Below are 16,915 nucleotides of genomic sequence, written 5' to 3'. Positions count from 1 at the left end.
AGAACAAGACTCACTGAACTGGACTCCTTCAGGGAGCAAGCAACGTAAGCCCGGTCTGCACGGTGTTTAAGATGGCTGCAACGCGACAACAACCTTCATCTTCTGTCCAAATCGGCACTGCGCTGGCATCTGCGCTGCAGGCTGCGGCTAAGGGTAACTCGCTCACGGCCACACCTGCTGCAGCGGTTCTTTGGCCGGACAAGGAGGGGCAGTGGCTGACCGCCTTGCCGGACCTTAAGAAGTTGATGCCCAGCTTGTGCATGCTCGGTGCCTACGACCCTGCCAAGCGAACCGGTCCCTCGATTTGGCTTAAGTGCGCCATTGCAGGTCTGATTCCTGAGGTTCAGTTCGACAGTGTGCCCGTGGTGTATCTGCCCGGCGTTAGCCGCGCAGAGCTGCGTGCCATTGAAAGCTGCCAGCGCGACCTGCAACCGCTTGCCGAGCTGCAGTATCGTGGCGTGTTCTGGAGCCAGGCCAATGCCAAGGACTGGACTCTGAGTGCCTTTCTTGCTTCGAAGAACGGCGGCCTGGGATTGGATGTGGCACAAGACAAGGCTACTCAGGAGGCATTGCGGCAAGCGCTGCAGGCTGGCGTACTGCTGGAATGTAGCTTGGACGACCTCAAGGGGCGCGCCATCAATGCGGAGTGGTTGTTGGGCCTGCTGGCACCCAACCCCACCCGAGACCTGCTGCAGTGGATGAACGAGCCGGAGGCGACCCGCAAGCAGTGGGGCGATGTGTTGTGGGAAGTGTTTGCGAAACGCTGCAAAGCAGACTACGGCTTTGACCCGGTAGCGGACGGCGCATTAGTGGCAGCAGAGCGACTGGCGAAGCGTGAGGGTAAATGGGCTGCGGCCTTTGTGCTTTATAGCGATTCTTTCGGCAGCTTCCCGAACGTCTTTAATCTGCTAGCCAAGTTGCAGACACCACAGATGGGGCTGTTCCCGGAACATGCTCATCTGTCTGGCTATCCCCAAGCCAATGAGCTAGAAGAGTCGGCTTTGCGCGGTGCCTTGTCGTCATGCGCCTCCATGGACGCATCTGCGGCGCGTGCCGCGGTGTTAGATGCTGAGCAGGAACACGGCCATCGCCGGGATTGGCTATGGGCGCGAATGGGGAAGTCGCCTTTGGTCGCTGCACTTGAGCACCTGGCGGATGTTGCCAGTCGAAGCGCTACCGCCCCCATCGGGCAAACACCGGCCGAACTTGCACAGAGCTACCAGGAAACGGGCTGGCCGGTAGACCATGCCGCGCTACAGGCGCTGGCATGCGTCCATACCAAGAGTGACCTGGGAGCAGTCGGCGCTGCGCTTCGAGTCATGTATCTTCCGTGGATGGAGGAGGCTGCGCGCAGACTACAGGAAGCGGTAAAGGCGTCAGGTGGTCTGCCGCCGATGCAGTCTACCCAGACTACGGACATAAACGTCGGGACGTGCGCCATCTTTGTGGACGGTTTGCGATACGACGTGGCGGTACAACTGCAACAGCGCCTTTCAGTTTTAGGCCCTGCCAGCCTTTCGGCCCGCTGGACCAGCCTGCCTTCAGTCACGGCTTCTGGGAAAGCGTGGTGCTCGCCTGTGGCAACTTACATTACCGGCACTGCCGAGGATGTCGAGTTTGAGCCTCGGGTTTCAGCAGATGGAAAGCCGCTTTCTTCACCCAATCTCCGAAAATTATTGTCGGAACATGGCGTGCAGCCGCTATACCAGCATGAATCCGGAGACCCCCAGGGGCGAGCCTGGACTGAAGCCGGAGACCTTGACCACTACGGACATGAGCACGGTGTGCGTCTCGCGCGGGACCTGGATACGCAGTTGGGCCAAGTGGTTGAGCGGGTCAGTGAGCTACGTGACGCCGGCTGGAAGCGGATTCGCATCGTTACAGACCACGGCTGGCTTCTGATGCCTGGAGGGTTGCCCAAGTCTGATTTGCCGAAGCACCAGGTCGAGACACGTTGGGGGCGTTGTGCGGTCCTGAAAGACAGTGCGCACGCGACTCCGCTGACCTTTGGCTGGGATTGGTGCAAGGACGTGCAAGTTGCGTACGCACCGGGAATTTCGAGTTTTACCGCCGGCGTTGAGTACACACACGGTGGCATCAGTTTGCAGGAATGTCTGGTTCCAGTGATGGAGCTGGACTTTGCGAGTGTTGCTGGGACGACGGATTCGGTGACGATTCAGTCGGTGACGTGGAAAGGGCTGCGCTGCACCGTTATCGTGGAAGGGGCATCAGCAGGCCACCGTGTCGATATTCGTACCAAGGCTGCACTGGCGTCCAGTTCGTTGGCTGCTAGCGTCAAATCGCTGGAAGGTGGCAAGGCTAGTATTGCAGTTGCTGATGACGAGCATATGGGCTCTGTGGCGCTCGTGGTGGTGCTCAGTGCCGACGATGAAGTGCTTCAGAAACAGGCCACTACAGTAGGAGAGCAATAGTTATGCAACTCGACGAATTGGACCGTAAGGCCACAACGGCCTTCGAAGGCTATGTCGTGCGGAAGGATTTGGTTCGCACCTTTAGCCGCCAGTTCCCGGTGCCCACCTACGTTGTGGAGTTCCTCCTGGGCAGGTACTGCGCAACAACCGATGAAGCCGAGATTCAGGAGGGGCTTGACATCGTGCAGCGGCAGTTGGCTTCGCGTACGGTCAAAGCGGGTGAAGAGGAACTGTTTAAAGCTCGCGCGCGCGAGTCCGGCTCCGTGAAAATCATCGACATCATCACGGCTCGCCTGGATTCGAAGACCGACTCGTACGTTGCTAGCTTGCCCAGCTTGCGTCTGAACGACGTCCGCTTGACGCCCGAGATGGTGAAGGACAATGAGCGCATGTTGACCGGCGGCTTCTACGCCGAAGTCACGCTAGGCTACGACGCGTCAATTGCTCAGGAAAAAGGCGGCCGACCCTTCGGTGTGGACGCACTGCGCGCGATTCAACTCTCGAAGCGCGAAGTACTGGACGTGCTGGCCAAGGGGCGCGAGAGCTTTTCGACGGCCGAGTGGCGTGACCTGCTGCTTCGCAGCGTCGGCTTTGAACCGGAGACCTTGTCCGAGCGGGCCAAGGATGCGCTGCTGCTGCGCATGGTGCCTTTCGTCGAGCGCAACTATAACCTGGTTGAGTTGGGTCCGCGTGGCACCGGCAAGTCGCACCTGTTCCAGCAAGTCTCGCCCTACGCGCACCTGATTTCTGGTGGCAAAGCGACAGTAGCGCGCATGTTCGTCAACAACGCCAATGGTCAACGTGGCCTGGTGTGCCAGTACGACGTAGTTTGCTTCGATGAGGTCTCTGGCGTCTCCTTCGACCAGAAGGACGGCGTGAATATCATGAAAGGCTATATGGAGAGCGGCGAATTCTCGCGTGGCAAGGAGAGTATCCGCGCCGATGGCTCCATCGTGTTAGTGGGTAACTTCGACGTCGATGTCGAGCACCAGCAGCGTGTCGGCCATCTGTTTGGCCCGCTGCCCCCTGAGATGCGGGACGACACTGCCTTCATGGACCGCATTCACTGCTTCCTGCCGGGCTGGGATGTGCCCAAGCTGAACCCAGGCTTGTTTACCGAACACTTTGGCCTTGTGAGCGACTTCCTGTCCGAGTGCTTCACCCAGTTGCGCAACCAAAGCCGTGTCTCGACGCTGCAAGGTCGCGTCTATTGGGGCGGCGCTTTGTCCGGCCGCGACCTGAACGGCGTCAACAAGACTGTCAGCGGCCTGCTCAAACTGCTCTACCCGAACGCTGAAACGCCGGTTAGTGATGAAGACCTGGAATGGGCCGTGCGGCTGGCCCTGGAGGTGCGCCGCCGCGTGAAGGAGCAGCAGAAGCGTATCGGCGCGGCCGAGTTCCGCAACACGCATTTCAGCTACACCATGGGCACTGAAGGTGTCGAAAAGTTTGTGAGTACGCCCGAACTGCAAAGCCAGGGCGGTATCGGCGATGAACCGCTGGAGTGCGGACAGATTTGGACATTGAGTCCTGGCGGTCAGGACGAGCACCCGGGGCTGTTCCGCCTTGAGGTTACCGAGGGACCGGGTAGCGGCGTGAGAGTGCTTAACAACCCGGTGCCCGCTGCTTTCAAGGAGTCGATTCGCTATGCCGAGCAGAATCTCTATGCAAGGGCGCAGCAGCTGGTCGGAGACCGAGACCCGCGCTCACACGAGTTTTCTGTCCAGTTGCGTGGGTTTGATGCCGCGAAGTCGGGAGCGAAGACCAGCGTGGCCGCTCTCATCGCGCTAGCCAGTGCATTGCTGAAGAAGTCGATTCGTGGCGGCCTCGTTGTTGTCGGCGAGGTAACGCTGGGTGGCACCATCGAACCTGTTCACAACGTGGTTTCGCTGGCCGAGATAGCTGTCGAGAAAGGAGCGAAGTCGTTACTTCTACCCGTATCCTCCCGGCGTCAATTGTTCGAGCTGTCCGATGAGATGGCGACCAAACTGGACATCGAGTTCTACCAGGATGGTCGGGATGCGCTATTGAAAGCGATGGCAGACTAGGGGAGAAGCTGATGGACCAAGACCCAAAGACCCTCATCGTTTCGAAATTTCAGAAATTTGCCGCGACGCGTTAGTGCGCGAAGCGGCCGGCCGCACAATAGACGCCGCAAATTTTTAAACCAACCGCACATATCTCTCGAGTTCGTGTGGAGGGCCTCCCCCTTCCAGCCGCCGTCGGAAAGGGGGGGCAACCGGAAGTCGCTGGAGCAGTCAATGCCGGGTAGGTGCGACCCCAGTAACATGCTCCAAGAGAAAGCGGCACACCAGTTCTTGCGCTTTTTGCTCGGACAAGCCGTAGTACGGGTAGTGCCGCCCAGCAACGTGAAGGTCCAGCCAGTATGGTCCAGAAGTGAACCGTGACGGTTGGTAATTCAGGTGGCGACGCAGCAGCACCCGCACCATCGTGCGGTCGTCATGGAGACGTGACTCTTCCTCGAAATTTTCCACGACCACGAATTTGGCTTCACTTTTCAAGTAAGACTCCTCTATAAACCAGTTGGAGCCTCCATAATTCAATAAATTCGTCTCCAAGAAAATATAACCATTTTGCGGGTACGGTATACCATAAAAATGCATTTATTTTATGGTTCTATGGTTATTTTGATGAATTTGTATAGCGCATAATTATATATTTGCCAACTTGACGGCGGTGTCGTCAACGATAGTCCCGAACTGAAAAGGTAAGGGTGTGTGGTGGCCGGTAAACGAAAAACCCGGTTATTTCCGGGCTTTCTCTTCAGTACAGCGCAAGTCCGGGAAGTTTTTTGGAAAGATTCTTCAACTCTGGTATGTAACGCACTAGCTTCTTGTTTTCAAGAACCGTGGCATACGTCATCGTAGCAAGCCCAAACGCTGGGCCGCCCGTCGATAGAGCGATGCCCATCTGGTCAAGCTTTCTGAATATCTCCATATAGGTGCTTACCGGCGACGACAAGCCGCTTTCGCCCGGAGTGACCGCTAGCTCAGCTAGGGCCAGGCGCTCACGCACAGACTTGCCGTCTAGGACATACCCAAGTATGAGCTTGCGCGCGCTATCCGCTTCAGCTTGCGACAGCAGCGTCGCCGGAACGATGAATAGCTCATCGCCCTGCTGCGGCTTCGGGATAGAACTGCTCGGTGGCGGCGCGGTGGTGACAGCCGCCGGCTCGGGAGTTGGCTCGGTCTTGCCGGCTGCTCCGCCGTGAACTAGGCGCAGCGAGAATTTTCGGTCGTTCACAGTGCATTTCCGTTCTTACGTCGCGTAAGTATACGCTCTCCGGAACAAGAAACTCGAACAACATCGCCGGCTCCGCTATGGCCCGCCCCTGTAGTCAAGGAATTGTCTCGGAAGGAATGCACGGCTAGGTTCAATTGAGATTATTTCAATTGATTATGGATGGTCAATCAATAGAAAAATTTCATAAAAATATCTCCTAACATCTCTAGGCGTCTTTCAAATTCTACCTAATAAATGGGCGAAGCGGGCTTCGGAGGGGCTTTCATGGGCCTTTGGTGGGCTATACGATGATGTAGACAGCAATTTCGCTACTTCACATTCTCACCAAAATCAAGGAGCTTCCAATGCGTAATTTCGTGATGGTTTCGCCCAATTTCTGGGTCGGTCAGACGGGCCGTGACCTTGCTCGCGCCGGCACTGCTGCTCAGCTGACCGCGCTCTACTTGCTCAGCAATCCGCAGGCGAACTACACCGGCTTGTACCGCCTGCCGCTGATTTACATCGCCAACGACTTGAACATGTCGCAAGACGCGGTGCGCGCTGCCCTCGTCGCCATTGAGAAGACGGGCTTCGCGAAGTACCACGAGCGTAGTGAGTACGTCTGGATTGTCGAGAGCGCGCGTCACCAGCTGGGCGAGCTCAAGGCGAACGACAACAAAGTCAAGTACGTGAACAAAGAGTTTGCGGCTATCGGCAAGAACTGTCCGTTCATCGCTGAATACTTCGCTAAATACGGCGCGAGCATGCACCTAAAACCGCACAAAGACATGCCGCAAGCCGCGCAAACGGCAGCTAAGTCGGGCGCAGTGGCCCAGGCTGCCGCAGTGGAGTTCGCCAGCACGGAAGTGATTGAGCAGGGTGCTGCGGTTGAGCAGCTGGTGCCGGCTGCCTTGGTTGTGGTGGCGACGACGCGCGAGGCCGCCCGTGTCAAGTTCTACGACTCACTGTCGACGTTCGTTCACAAGCGTGATGTGAATGGCTTCGAGACGTACAGCGGCAATGAGACGGTTAGGCGTCTCGTCACCTTCGCTGAAGACGTCGGACACGAAGAAGCGATTAACGTCATCCAGCTCGCTCTTGAGGCCCACGACTACGATGTCATTGACTTCGACATGTATGCTCGTGAGGTTATCGACATCTGAGCGAAGCAAGACCCGGCATCGGGCTTTTAACGTCTAAATGTTAGCCCCGATGTGAAACTGACCCACCCGCCGAAGTAACCTTCCTCCATCGCTCAATTTCGGGAAGACTGCGCAGGACATCGCAGACAAACGGCTCAGCGAGAACATCACGCAAGCGTTCTTGAACGTGATGAAGAAGTGACGCGTCGCCAGCACTCTCGGGGCCCGGCAGGCCCGTAGCCAGGGATGAGGCCTGCGAGCGGAGCTAGCGCCTGTTCCCGGCTCGTTGGCCGGGAGCATCACAGATGCGCGTACACGACACTTTTGGGTCTGGGTGGTGAAACTGCTTGTAAACGCGATAGCGAGCACCTATAGTGAATCGCCACACATAGGAATGCTAACGTGCTCGACGACGGATTCGGTAGTTTCAATACCAACTTCGGTTACGACAACTTTTCGGCACCGAGCTTCAGCGCACCGAGCTACGACAGCTACGACAGCTACGACAGCTACGACAGCTACGACAGCTACGACAGCTACGACAGCTACGACAGCTACGACAGCTACGACAGCTACGACAGCTACGACAGCTACGGCTGCTCGAGCAGCTTCGATAGCTACACGCCGCACATCGACCCGCTGGCATACGTGCAGTTTCCTGCTGGCGCGGGCGTCATCTTCGACCCGACCGCCGTGAACGCCGGCGTGGGCTTTGCGAATATGTCGATGGCGGACGCCGCCGCCGCGTTGCAGCTCAGCGAAGAGAACTTCAAGCGTGTCAGCGCCGTTTTCGAGCAGTTCAATCTGCCGGCCCGCCAGCTCGACGCTGATGGCTGGCCGGAGATTACTCGCGAAGACTGCGACAACATGAGCAGCGAAGAGCACTGCGCTTTTCTTGAAGCTCGAGACAGCTATTACCGTGAGAATCGGCTGTACAACTATGCTCCTGAAGCAGTTCTGAAGCGTAAAAACGAAAGGCTCATCGAAGAAGCTCGAAAAGCATGCAGCTATATCGGCGATATTAACACTGATGGCTGGTGCCAGGTGAAAGCGGTAGAGCGATGCGACTGGAGATATGCCGACTGGAAGCGATACTATCAGTTCATGTATCGTTTCTATGAACAGAACAACAATAAGGGCGAGTATTTCAGCCGGATTTTCCGGATAAGACAGCGAATCATCGACAAGTATATGCCGGGCTGCGCTGAGCTTGTGCTGCCGCCAATCGGCAAGGAGTATTACGATTCGCTGAGCGACGATGCAGCAAATGAATATACGCATCTGTTCATGCTGCACCGTGCCGGCGTCGCGGCTATTGGCGGTGGTCAATAACAACCATAGCCGCGCATATATGCCGCAACGTCTTCGTAATCATGGCGTAATTTTGCTATTTTGCGTACGACGTCGTATGGCTTTCCGAACGTAATGTGATGCCGCATAGCATCCGCGCCGCCATCGAGTAAATCGTAAATAAAATCAGGCTCGCTTTGCAGCTGAACAGCAGCGTCTAGCTCGGATATTGCATCCGCCAGGAGCAATATCGTTTCAACATGCCCCCTGGCTAGACCAGTTTCTGTCGAAATAAATCTGTAACCCCGGGCAGCCAGGGATGCTGTCGCATCCGCCAGCTCTTCGAGCGCACCTATTTCTAATGTGTCGCTTATAGCGTCACATAATGCTGCCTCGCGCTCAAAGCGGCCAGGGCTTTCATGACGAATAACCGCGCCATCGGGCATCGTAACCGTTACGACAAACACGTCGTCTATTACATAATTGCCAACTTTGTATTCGAGGGCGAACGGAAGCGAGCCGTTGTACGGACTTTTTCCTTTAATGCTTTCTGAAAGTGAATCCGCCAGCGCGCCGCCAACTGCTTCAAGCTCCAGCTCATCAATATCAGAAAGCATACGCCGTCCCGTTATTCTGCCCTAGTGTTTACGTTCAGTCGGTGCCACTCTTCTGTTTCACCAACTATTTGAAGTGTTCCGCGCACTTGCTCTTTTTTTACTTTCTCAGCAAGTTCATCGAATGCTGCTCTAATCTCAGGTGCGGTAGATAATCCTTCGTCATATATCTCGAGCGCCGCGGTGCTCTTATGTCCGGTTTGCTTCTTAATCGTGCCGAGAGATATATTTGACTCAATCGCTCTGCTGATAAACTCGCGCCGTCCAGCATGTGCATGATAGTCTCTTTGGATTATTCCCAAATCTCGAAGACTGTCTACGCCGCTGCGGTAGTGATACTCGACAAATTCACCTTCTTTAGATGCCGTCCAGAACAGATAGGGGCACTTATCTGGAACGGTTTCGAGTTGTTTGCGAAGTAGCATATCGGCGATTTCAGTAACGTGAATACGCCGGTCTGTATGATTCTTCGTGTCCTGGAATACTAGCTCTTTGTTGCCAAGGTACAAATCTGTGATTTGCAGTGTCTTCAATTCGCCAGGGCGGCATCCGAGGTGGCGAATGAGCAGTAGAAACCGAGCAGCTCGCGCCAGAAACTCATTCTCGCTGCTCAGCGCAGTATGCTGAAGTTGCTTCTGCTCCTGCATAGTAACTCTGCGCTTACGTCGCTTAGTCGTCGGGCGAGATATATGCGAGACAAAGTTTTCGCGCACTATCTTACGACGCTTTGCAAACTCTACGACAGCTGCTAAAGCAGCTACTTCGAGTCGCACACTCGTATTACTCATCTTGCGCTTAGTGCGCTCTGATATTGTCTGCAAACGAGCGTCAATATAATCGTAGATTAGACTCGTATCAGCTTCCAGCTCGAATACTGTCTTGCTCCCGAAATAGGCGAGCACCGGGAGGATGCGGCCCTTCTCAGTGCTCTGTGTCTTAAGTTTTTCGAGGTGAACAGCGTTGATACTTCGTAGCGCTCCCACAGGCTCTTCATCGTATGCTGAGCAGGTGCCTCAGCAGGCGGATTCAGATACCCCTTCTCAGCAGCTTGTGCAGCTTCTTGTGTGTCGTGCAGCTCGTCGACTTTGAGTGTCTTGCGTCGAATCTGAAGACGCCACCGCCCGGAGGGCAACTGAACGATGCTCATGTAGTAGTTCCTCGCTTTCCCCGTGTGCAATCCGATTGCACACGGATTATCTACGAAAGCAACAAAAAAGCCGCCAAGCTATGTGCTTAGGCGGCTTCTTTGCAGTCGACTAATCGACTGTAACTACTTGATTCTATTGCTGATGCTTCGACTGCAGCAGCAGCATGTGTAGGTGGTGGGGCGTGAGTGACTCGAACACTCGACCTACGGATTAAGAGTCCGCTGCTCTACCAACTGAGCTAACGCCCCAACAGAAGCGAAATTATAGCGGAGGCTTTTTCAGAAGCGCAAGCCCCTCCGCAGAAATTTCTTAAAATTTTTACGAAACCGACCGACGGCCGCTTCTAGACGCCTCCCCGCTGAACCCGAAAGCGTCCGACAGCCCGTTATCATGGCGCATCCTCCGCGGCGATGAAGCCCGCAAATCAAAAGGAACCATGGACGAAACCGCCATCCGCGCCTTGCTCGACAGCATCCTCGCCCCGTGGGTCAAGGAACTGCGCCTCATGCCCGAATCCGTCGCTGAAGGCTCCGTCACGCTGCGCCTGCCGTACTCGGATCACTTGCGCCACGCCGGCGGCGTCATCTGCGGCCAGGTCTTCATGGCCGCGGCCGACACCGCGATGGTCGTCGCCATCTCGCACGTCATGGGCGGTTTCTCGCCGATGACCACGGTCTCACTGAACACGACCTTCATGCGCCCCATCAAATCCGGCGACGTGCTGATCACGGCGCGCATCCAGCGCCGCGGCCGCAACCTGGTCTTCGGCGAAATCGACATGCACGACGACACGGGCGAACTCGCCGCCCACGCCACGACGACCTACGCGCTCATCAATAAATAGGCAAATGTTCGATCAGGTCGTATTCGCGGGCGGCGGCAATCGCTGCTGGTGGCAGGCGGGGTTCTGGGACATCGTCCAGCCGGAATTGAAGCTCAGGCCGCGCATCATCGCGGGCATATCGGCGGGCGCGGCGACGGCCTGCATGCTCTACACGAACGAGTCGCGCTGGGTGATGGACTACTACGCCCACGCCCTGCGCGACAACACCAGGAACGCCTACTGGGCCAATCTGCTGCGCGGGCAATCGGTATTTCCGCACTACCGCATCTACCGTCAGGCCCTGCTCGACATCTTCGCCGAGCGCTTCGCATCGCTGCAGAATGCGCCCGAGATCCGCATCGGCGTGTCGCATCTGCCGCGCTGGCTCGGCGCGCGCAGCGCGGTCGCGGCGGGTCTCATCGCGTACAACATCGAGAAGTACGTGAGAAAGACGCTGCACCCGACGCTCGGCCAGGCGCTCGGCTTCCATCCGGAATTCGTGAAGGCGCAGGAATGCGCGACGATCGAAGATCTCGCGGATCTCATCCTGCAATCGTCGAGCACGCCGCCGTTCACCCCGATCCTGCGACGCAACGGACGTCCCGTCCTCGACGGCGGCATGGTCGACAATGTGCCGGTCTCCGCCCTCGATGCATCGCCGGGCCTCGTCCTCGTGATGGTCACGCGCCTGTATCCGCGCGAGCGCATGTTCGTCGTGCCGCACGGCGAGCAGCGGCGCATCTACATTCAGCCGTCCCGCAAGGTGCCGATTTCGAGCTGGGACTATACGAGTCCGTCCCAGATGCAACATGCTTATGATCTGGGCCGCGCGGACGGAGAGGATTTTCTGGAGCGCCTTCCGCGTCTGATGGAAACCGCTTAGCATCTAGCTTAGGGAGCAGACCGTGGCGAAGAAGCACACGTACGAACTGACCGTCGACTGGACGGGCAATCTCGGTTCCGGCACATCGGCCTATGACGCCTATTCGCGCGATCATCTCGTGCGCGTCGGCAGCAAGGCGGCGATCGAGGCGTCGAGCGATCCGGCGTTTCGCGGCGACCCCGCGCGCCACAATCCGGAGGAGCTGTTCGTGGCGTCGCTGTCGTCGTGCCACATGCTCTGGTATCTGCACCTGTGCGCGACGAACGGAATTGTCGTGACGGGCTATGTCGACGAAGCCATCGGCACGATGCAGGAAGAAGCGAAAGGAGACGGGCGCTTCGTCGATGTGCTGCTGCGTCCGCGCGTGACGATCGGCGCCGGCAACGACACCGATCTCGCCGCGCGACTGCATGAGGAGGCGCACCGGTTCTGCTTCATCGCGAACTCGGTGAATTTCCCGGTGCGCTGCGAGCCGTCGATCGAAATCTCGACGGTCTAGTCACGCTCAACGGCGGCGCGCGTGCTGGAGCGCTTCCTTGTTGAAGACGCTCGACGTGTCGCCCGCATCGAACGCGAGGATGTTCCTGAACGCCGCGCCGAAGTAAAGCTCGTAGCTCTCGCGTTCCACGTACCCGATGTGCGGCGTGCAGATCACGTTCTCGAGACGCAGCAGCCCGTAGCCTTGAAGAATCGGCTCGGTCTCGAAGACATCCACCGCGACCATGCCCGGCCGGTTGTGATGCAGCGAGTTGAGCAGCGCGTTGTCTTCGAGCAGCTCGGCGCGGCTCGTGTTGACGAAGAGCGCCGTCGGCTTCATGCGCATGAGGTCGTCCTGCTTGACGATGCCGCGCGTCTCGTCGGTGAGGCGCATATGCAGCGTGAGCACGTCGCTCTGTTCGAAAAGCGCCTCGCGGCTTTCCGCGACGGCGAAGCCATCCTCGCGCGCCGCGCTCTGCGAATGCTCGCGTCCGTAGACGAGCACGTTCATGCCGAACGCCTTGCCATAGCCCGCCACCAGCTTGCCGATCTTGCCGTAGCCCCAGATGCCGAGCGTCTGCCCGCGCAGCACCTGCCCGAGACCGAAGTTCGGCGGCAGCGCGGACGTCTTCAGTCCCGACTGCTGCCAGGCGCCTTGCTTCAGGTTCGCGACGTACTGCGGAATGCGACGCTGCGCCGACATGATGAGCGCCCACGTCAGCTCGGCCGGCGCCACCGGCGAGCCCGTGCCCTCCAGCACCGCGATGCCGCGCTCCGTACAGGCGTCGATGTCGATATGCCCGCCGCCCGCGCGCCCCGTCTGGCTGATCATGCGCAGTTTCGGACATTTGTCGAGCAATTGAGAGCTGATGCGCGTGCGCTCGCGAATCAGCACGAGGGCGTCCACCTCCGAAAGTCTGCTGGCCAACTGTCCGAGACCGCGCACCGTGTTATTGAAGACCTTCACCTCATGGTCATCGAGCAAATGGAAGCAGTCGAGCTTCCGGACGGCGTCCTGGTAGTCGTCGAGAATGGCGATTTTCATGGGCATTGATTGGCTTTTGTTAGGCATCAAACGTGCTGCTTTTTCATCGAGCGCGAGAATAGAGCACTTAAATTCGGGTAAATACCGATAAATTGCGCTCTATCCGCGTTATTGCGCTGCATCAAGGCGATCTGGCGATGCGGTGTTATGCTTGACTCCCTTTTTTTCGGAGCCTCGCACGTCCGCGCCAAAATAAAGAATTTCAGCGCAACTAGCGGAAAACACGGTAATCCGCGAGGAGACAGGCCACTTAGTATCTCTTTTTAACAGTTTGTTCCTTTGCGACGCAAGCCGCGAAACGGTACGGTTTGCTGGTAAAGGATTGATGCCCGTGACGCCGCAATGGCTTGCGAACCGCATTTCGTGCGATGAAAGAGCGCATTGGAAGTGCACGAAAGCGCCCAGCGGTTCGAGTCGCAAAAGCCTCTCGCATGCAGCGTCTGAGGGCCCAGGTTTTCATTGCAGAGAACGGAGACAGCTCGATGAACCAGCCCGCAGTAGTCGAAGACAACGATAACAACGTCGTCGAAATCGAAGCGCCGGCCTACGTCCGGCACCGACGACTCATCGAATGGGTGCAGCGCATCGCGGCCCTCACCAAACCGGATCGCGTCGTCTGGTGCGACGGCTCGCAGGAAGAGTACGACCGGCTCTGCCAGCAGATGGTCGAAGCCGGTACCATGAAGAAGCTCAACCCCGAGAAGCGCCCCAATTCCTTCCTCGCCTGCTCGGATCCGTCGGATGTGGCGCGCGTCGAAGACCGCACGTTCATCTGCTCGCAACGCCGCGAAGACGCCGGCCCGACGAACAACTGGATCGATCCGCAGGAAATGCGCGTGACGCTCGACGGCCTGTTCGACGGCGCCATGCGCGGCCGCACGATGTACGTCGTGCCCTTCTCGATGGGCCCGCTCGGCTCGCCGATCGCGCATATCGGCGTGGAGTTGTCGGACAGCCCGTATGTCGTGACGAACATGCGCATCATGACGCGCATGGGCCGCGCCGTATACGACGTGCTCGGCGAGGACGGCGAATTCGTGCCGTGCGTGCATTCCGTTGGCGCACCGCTCGGACGTGGCCGCAAGGACGTGGCCTGGCCTTGCAACGACACGAAGTACATCGTCCACTTCCCCGAGTCGCGCGAAATCTGGAGCTTCGGCTCGGGCTATGGCGGCAACGCGCTGCTCGGCAAGAAGTGCTTCGCGCTGCGCATCGCCTCGACCATGGGCCGCGACGAAGGCTGGCTCGCCGAGCACATGCTGATTCTCGGTGTCACATCGCCGCAGGGCCGCAAGTATCACGTCGCGGCGGCATTCCCGTCGGCGTGCGGCAAGACCAACTTCGCGATGCTGATTCCGCCGCAGGATCTGAATGGCTGGAAGGTGACGACGATCGGCGACGACATCGCCTGGATCAAGCCGGGCCGCGACGGCCGCCTGTACGCGATCAACCCGGAAGCAGGCTATTTCGGCGTCGCCCCGGGCACGAGCGAGAAGACCAACTTCAACGCGATGGCGACGCTCAAGGAAAACGTGATCTTCACGAACGTCGCGCTGACCGATGACGGCGACGTCTGGTGGGAAGGCATGACCGACGCGCCGCCCGCGCACCTGATCGACTGGCAGGGCCGCGACTGGACGCCGGAAATCGCCAAGGAAACCGGAGCCAAGGCCGCGCATCCGAACGCGCGCTTCACCGCGCCGGCATCGCAATGCCCGTCGATCGATCCGGATTGGGAAAATCCGGCGGGCGTGCCGATCGACGCGTTCATCTTCGGCGGTCGCCGCTCGAACACCGTCCCGCTCGTGACGGAAGCGCGCGACTGGAAGGCGGGCGTCTACATGGCCGCGACGATGGGCTCCGAAACCACTGCCGCCGCGGCGGGTCAGCAGGGCGTCGTGCGCCGCGATCCGTTCGCGATGCTGCCGTTCTGCGGCTACAACATGAGCGACTACTTCGGCCACTGGCTGAAGATGGGCGAGCGCCTCGAAGCGCTGAACGCGAAGACGCCGAAGTTCTTCTGCGTCAACTGGTTCCGCAAGGGCGACGACGGCAAGTTCGTATGGCCCGGCTTCGGCGAAAACATGCGCGTGCTGAACTGGATGATCGGCCGCATCGAAGGCTCGGCGAAGGGCGAGGAGCACGCGTTCGGCATCTCGCCGCGCTACGAGGACATCGACTGGGGCGCGCTCGGGTTCACGCGCGAGCAGTTCGAAAAGGTCATCTCGGTCAACGACGCTGCCTGGCGCGACGAACTCGCGCTGCACGACGAGCTGTTCACGAAGCTGAAGCAGCGTTTGCCGGAAGCGTTGCCGAAAGCCAGAGCCGACATGGAGAAGCGCCTGGCCGCGTGATCGAGTGAATCATCCGGCATGACCCTGCGCGGGATTGATGTCGCGAATCGAATCAATCCCCATATATATCGGGCTCGCTGCGGCGGGCCCGATTTTTCTGCGCTACACCGTCAAAATTGACGCGGCCAGCATTTTCAAAATTTCATCTCGCGGAATGAATCCAATCGAGTGTTGTGTGATTGGCAACAATCGGTGATCTTTCATTTGCGCAAGTCACCTAACCGCCAGATTTTTTTCGACTTTTTCCTGCTTCCCGGCAACTTCTGCACGATTCCGCCGGTCCTAGGATAATCCTGAATTGCTTTGCAGCAGAATTCGAGCCGTCTAGCGGCAGGAGTTGTCTTATGGATCATTTGCAGTCGATGAGAGTGTTCGTCCGCGTCGCCGATCTCGGGAGTTTCGCCCGGGCCGCGAGCGCGATGGACATCTCCAATGCGGTGGCGACGCGCCACGTCGCGGACCTGGAAGGCCGCCTCGGCACGCGCCTGCTCAACCGTACGACGCGCAGCCTCTCGCTCACGGAATCCGGTCAGGTCTATCTGGAGCGGGCTCGGCAAATTCTCGACGAGCTGGAAGACGTCGAACAAATGGTGGTGGCGCGCAATCACGAACCGCTCGGTTCGCTCCGGATCGTGGCGCCCGTGGTGTTCGGCCTGCACAACCTGGCGCCGGTGCTGCAGACGTATGCGCAGCGTTATCCGAAGGTCGTCCCCGACGTCACGCTGGTGGACCGTCAGGTCGATCTGGTCGAGGAAGGTTTCGATGTGGGCATCGTCATCGCGCGGCAGGTGAAGAGCGCGAGCATCGTCACGCGACGCCTGACGACCGGCTGCATGACCGTCTGCGCAACGCCCGCATATCTGGAGAAGCACGGCACGCCGACGCGCCCCGAGCATCTGCTCGAGCATCCGTGCCTGAGCCTGCCGTCCGAGTACTGGGGCGACGAGCGCGTGTTCACCGGCCCGGAAGGCGAAGTGCGCGTGCGGCCGCAGAACGTGATCATCGCGAACAACACGGAAATGCTGCGCCAGTTCGCGCTGCTCGGCATGGGCATCGCGATCCTGCCGAGCTATCTGATCGGCAACGACACGACGAAGGGCCAGCTCGTGCGGCTGCTCGGCGACTATCAGTTGCCGCAGGTCGACATCAACGTCGCGTATCCGAGCCGTCGCCACTTGCCGGCGAAGGTGCGCACGTTCATCGATCACCTCGTCGAGCATTTCAGCCAGACGCCGAATCATCAGCTCGGCGAGCAATGGATTCGCGACGGGCGCGGCAAGCCGGTCGCCCCGGTTGCGCAAGCGCATTACGAGCATGCCGATGAAGAGGCGGCACGCCCGCCGCGCTCGCGTCCGATCGATGGCGAGCTGGCGCCGAAAGTCTCCAAGCCTTCACGAACGCGAGGACGCGTGCCCGCACCATCGCCGTTTTGAAAGGCTCGCGCGAAGCGCAAATGAAAAACCC

The 16,915-nt window shown here is 58.6% G+C and carries 14 protein-coding genes and 1 tRNA gene; 9 read left to right on the top strand and 6 right to left on the bottom strand.

The window, feature by feature from the left end; translation table 11 throughout:
* Window positions 1-71 precede the first annotated feature (71 nt).
* Together pglZ and brxL are read left to right on the top strand one after the other, a co-directional pair.
* Window positions 72-2,432 (top strand): BREX-1 system phosphatase PglZ type B, encoded by a 2,361-nt coding sequence (pglZ, locus tag AWB83_RS23755; protein ID WP_143750096.1) that lies wholly within the window; start codon window positions 72-74, stop codon window positions 2,430-2,432.
* Between the two features lie 2 nt (window positions 2,433-2,434).
* Window positions 2,435-4,480, top strand: a complete 2,046-nt coding sequence (brxL, locus tag AWB83_RS23750; RefSeq protein WP_087048068.1) for a protease Lon-related BREX system protein BrxL — start codon at window positions 2,435-2,437, stop codon at window positions 4,478-4,480.
* 210 nt (window positions 4,481-4,690) lie between these two features.
* Here the strand turns inward: brxL and AWB83_RS23745 are convergent, their stop codons facing one another.
* Both AWB83_RS23745 and AWB83_RS23740 read right to left on the bottom strand, forming a co-directional pair.
* Window positions 4,691-4,954 (bottom strand): hypothetical protein, encoded by a 264-nt coding sequence (locus tag AWB83_RS23745; protein WP_143750095.1) that lies wholly within the window; start codon window positions 4,952-4,954, stop codon window positions 4,691-4,693.
* A 262-nt stretch (window positions 4,955-5,216) separates the two neighbouring features.
* Window positions 5,217-5,696, bottom strand: a complete 480-nt coding sequence (locus tag AWB83_RS23740; protein ID WP_087048066.1) for a hypothetical protein — start codon at window positions 5,694-5,696, stop codon at window positions 5,217-5,219.
* Window positions 5,697-6,040: 344 nt separating this feature from the next.
* Here AWB83_RS23740 and AWB83_RS23735 point away from each other — a divergent pair, with 344 nt between their 5' ends.
* Both AWB83_RS23735 and AWB83_RS23725 read left to right on the top strand, forming a co-directional pair.
* Entirely contained in the window at window positions 6,041-6,838 is a 798-nt protein-coding gene (locus AWB83_RS23735; protein WP_087048065.1) for a hypothetical protein, read from the top strand.
* Window positions 6,839-7,219: 381 nt separating this feature from the next.
* Window positions 7,220-8,149, top strand: a complete 930-nt coding sequence (locus AWB83_RS23725) for a hypothetical protein (RefSeq protein WP_159463074.1) — start codon at window positions 7,220-7,222, stop codon at window positions 8,147-8,149.
* Here AWB83_RS23725 and AWB83_RS23720 read toward each other — a convergent pair.
* The 3 genes from AWB83_RS23720 to AWB83_RS23710 all read right to left on the bottom strand — a co-directional run bounded on the left by AWB83_RS23720 (window position 8,143) and on the right by AWB83_RS23710 (window position 10,117).
* Window positions 8,143-8,724 (bottom strand): hypothetical protein, encoded by a 582-nt coding sequence (locus AWB83_RS23720; protein WP_087048062.1) that lies wholly within the window; start codon window positions 8,722-8,724, stop codon window positions 8,143-8,145. The genes AWB83_RS23725 and AWB83_RS23720 overlap by 7 nt on opposite strands.
* Window positions 8,725-8,735: 11 nt before the next feature.
* Window positions 8,736-9,623, bottom strand: a complete 888-nt coding sequence (locus AWB83_RS23715; RefSeq protein WP_143750093.1) for a tyrosine-type recombinase/integrase — start codon at window positions 9,621-9,623, stop codon at window positions 8,736-8,738.
* Between the two features lie 418 nt (window positions 9,624-10,041).
* Window positions 10,042-10,117: transfer RNA gene (locus AWB83_RS23710), tRNA-Lys, on the bottom strand.
* A 188-nt stretch (window positions 10,118-10,305) separates the two neighbouring features.
* On the opposite strand from AWB83_RS23710, the gene AWB83_RS23705 reads away from it, so the two are divergent.
* The 3 genes from AWB83_RS23705 to AWB83_RS23695 are packed head-to-tail and all read left to right on the top strand — an operon-like array spanning window position 10,306 to window position 12,074.
* Window positions 10,306-10,713, top strand: coding sequence for a PaaI family thioesterase (locus AWB83_RS23705; protein WP_087048060.1), 408 nt, complete (start codon window positions 10,306-10,308; stop codon window positions 10,711-10,713).
* Between the two features lie 4 nt (window positions 10,714-10,717).
* Entirely contained in the window at window positions 10,718-11,575 is an 858-nt protein-coding gene (locus tag AWB83_RS23700) for a patatin-like phospholipase family protein (RefSeq protein ID WP_087048059.1), read from the top strand.
* 22 nt (window positions 11,576-11,597) lie between these two features.
* Entirely contained in the window at window positions 11,598-12,074 is a 477-nt protein-coding gene (locus AWB83_RS23695; RefSeq protein WP_087048058.1) for an OsmC family protein, read from the top strand.
* A 6-nt stretch (window positions 12,075-12,080) separates the two neighbouring features.
* On the opposite strand, the gene AWB83_RS23690 is transcribed toward AWB83_RS23695, so the two are convergent.
* Window positions 12,081-13,097 (bottom strand): D-2-hydroxyacid dehydrogenase family protein, encoded by a 1,017-nt coding sequence (locus AWB83_RS23690; RefSeq protein WP_087048057.1) that lies wholly within the window; start codon window positions 13,095-13,097, stop codon window positions 12,081-12,083.
* 482 nt (window positions 13,098-13,579) lie between these two features.
* Here AWB83_RS23690 and AWB83_RS23685 point away from each other — a divergent pair, with 482 nt between their 5' ends.
* Window positions 13,580-15,451: a phosphoenolpyruvate carboxykinase (GTP) gene (locus AWB83_RS23685; protein ID WP_087048056.1), complete on the top strand. Its 1,872-nt coding sequence runs from the start codon at window positions 13,580-13,582 to the stop codon at window positions 15,449-15,451.
* Window positions 15,452-15,795: 344 nt separating this feature from the next.
* Entirely contained in the window at window positions 15,796-16,884 is a 1,089-nt protein-coding gene (gene gvmR / locus AWB83_RS23680) for a transcriptional regulator GvmR (RefSeq protein ID WP_087048055.1), read from the top strand.
* The last annotated feature ends 31 nt before the right edge of the window (window positions 16,885-16,915 follow it).

This window comes from Caballeronia ptereochthonis (assembly GCF_001545075.1).
Classification (GTDB): Bacteria; Pseudomonadota; Gammaproteobacteria; order Burkholderiales; family Burkholderiaceae; genus Caballeronia; species Caballeronia ptereochthonis.
Note: the sequence above shows the minus strand (reverse complement) of the source record. Positions and strands in the feature narration are given on the sequence as shown.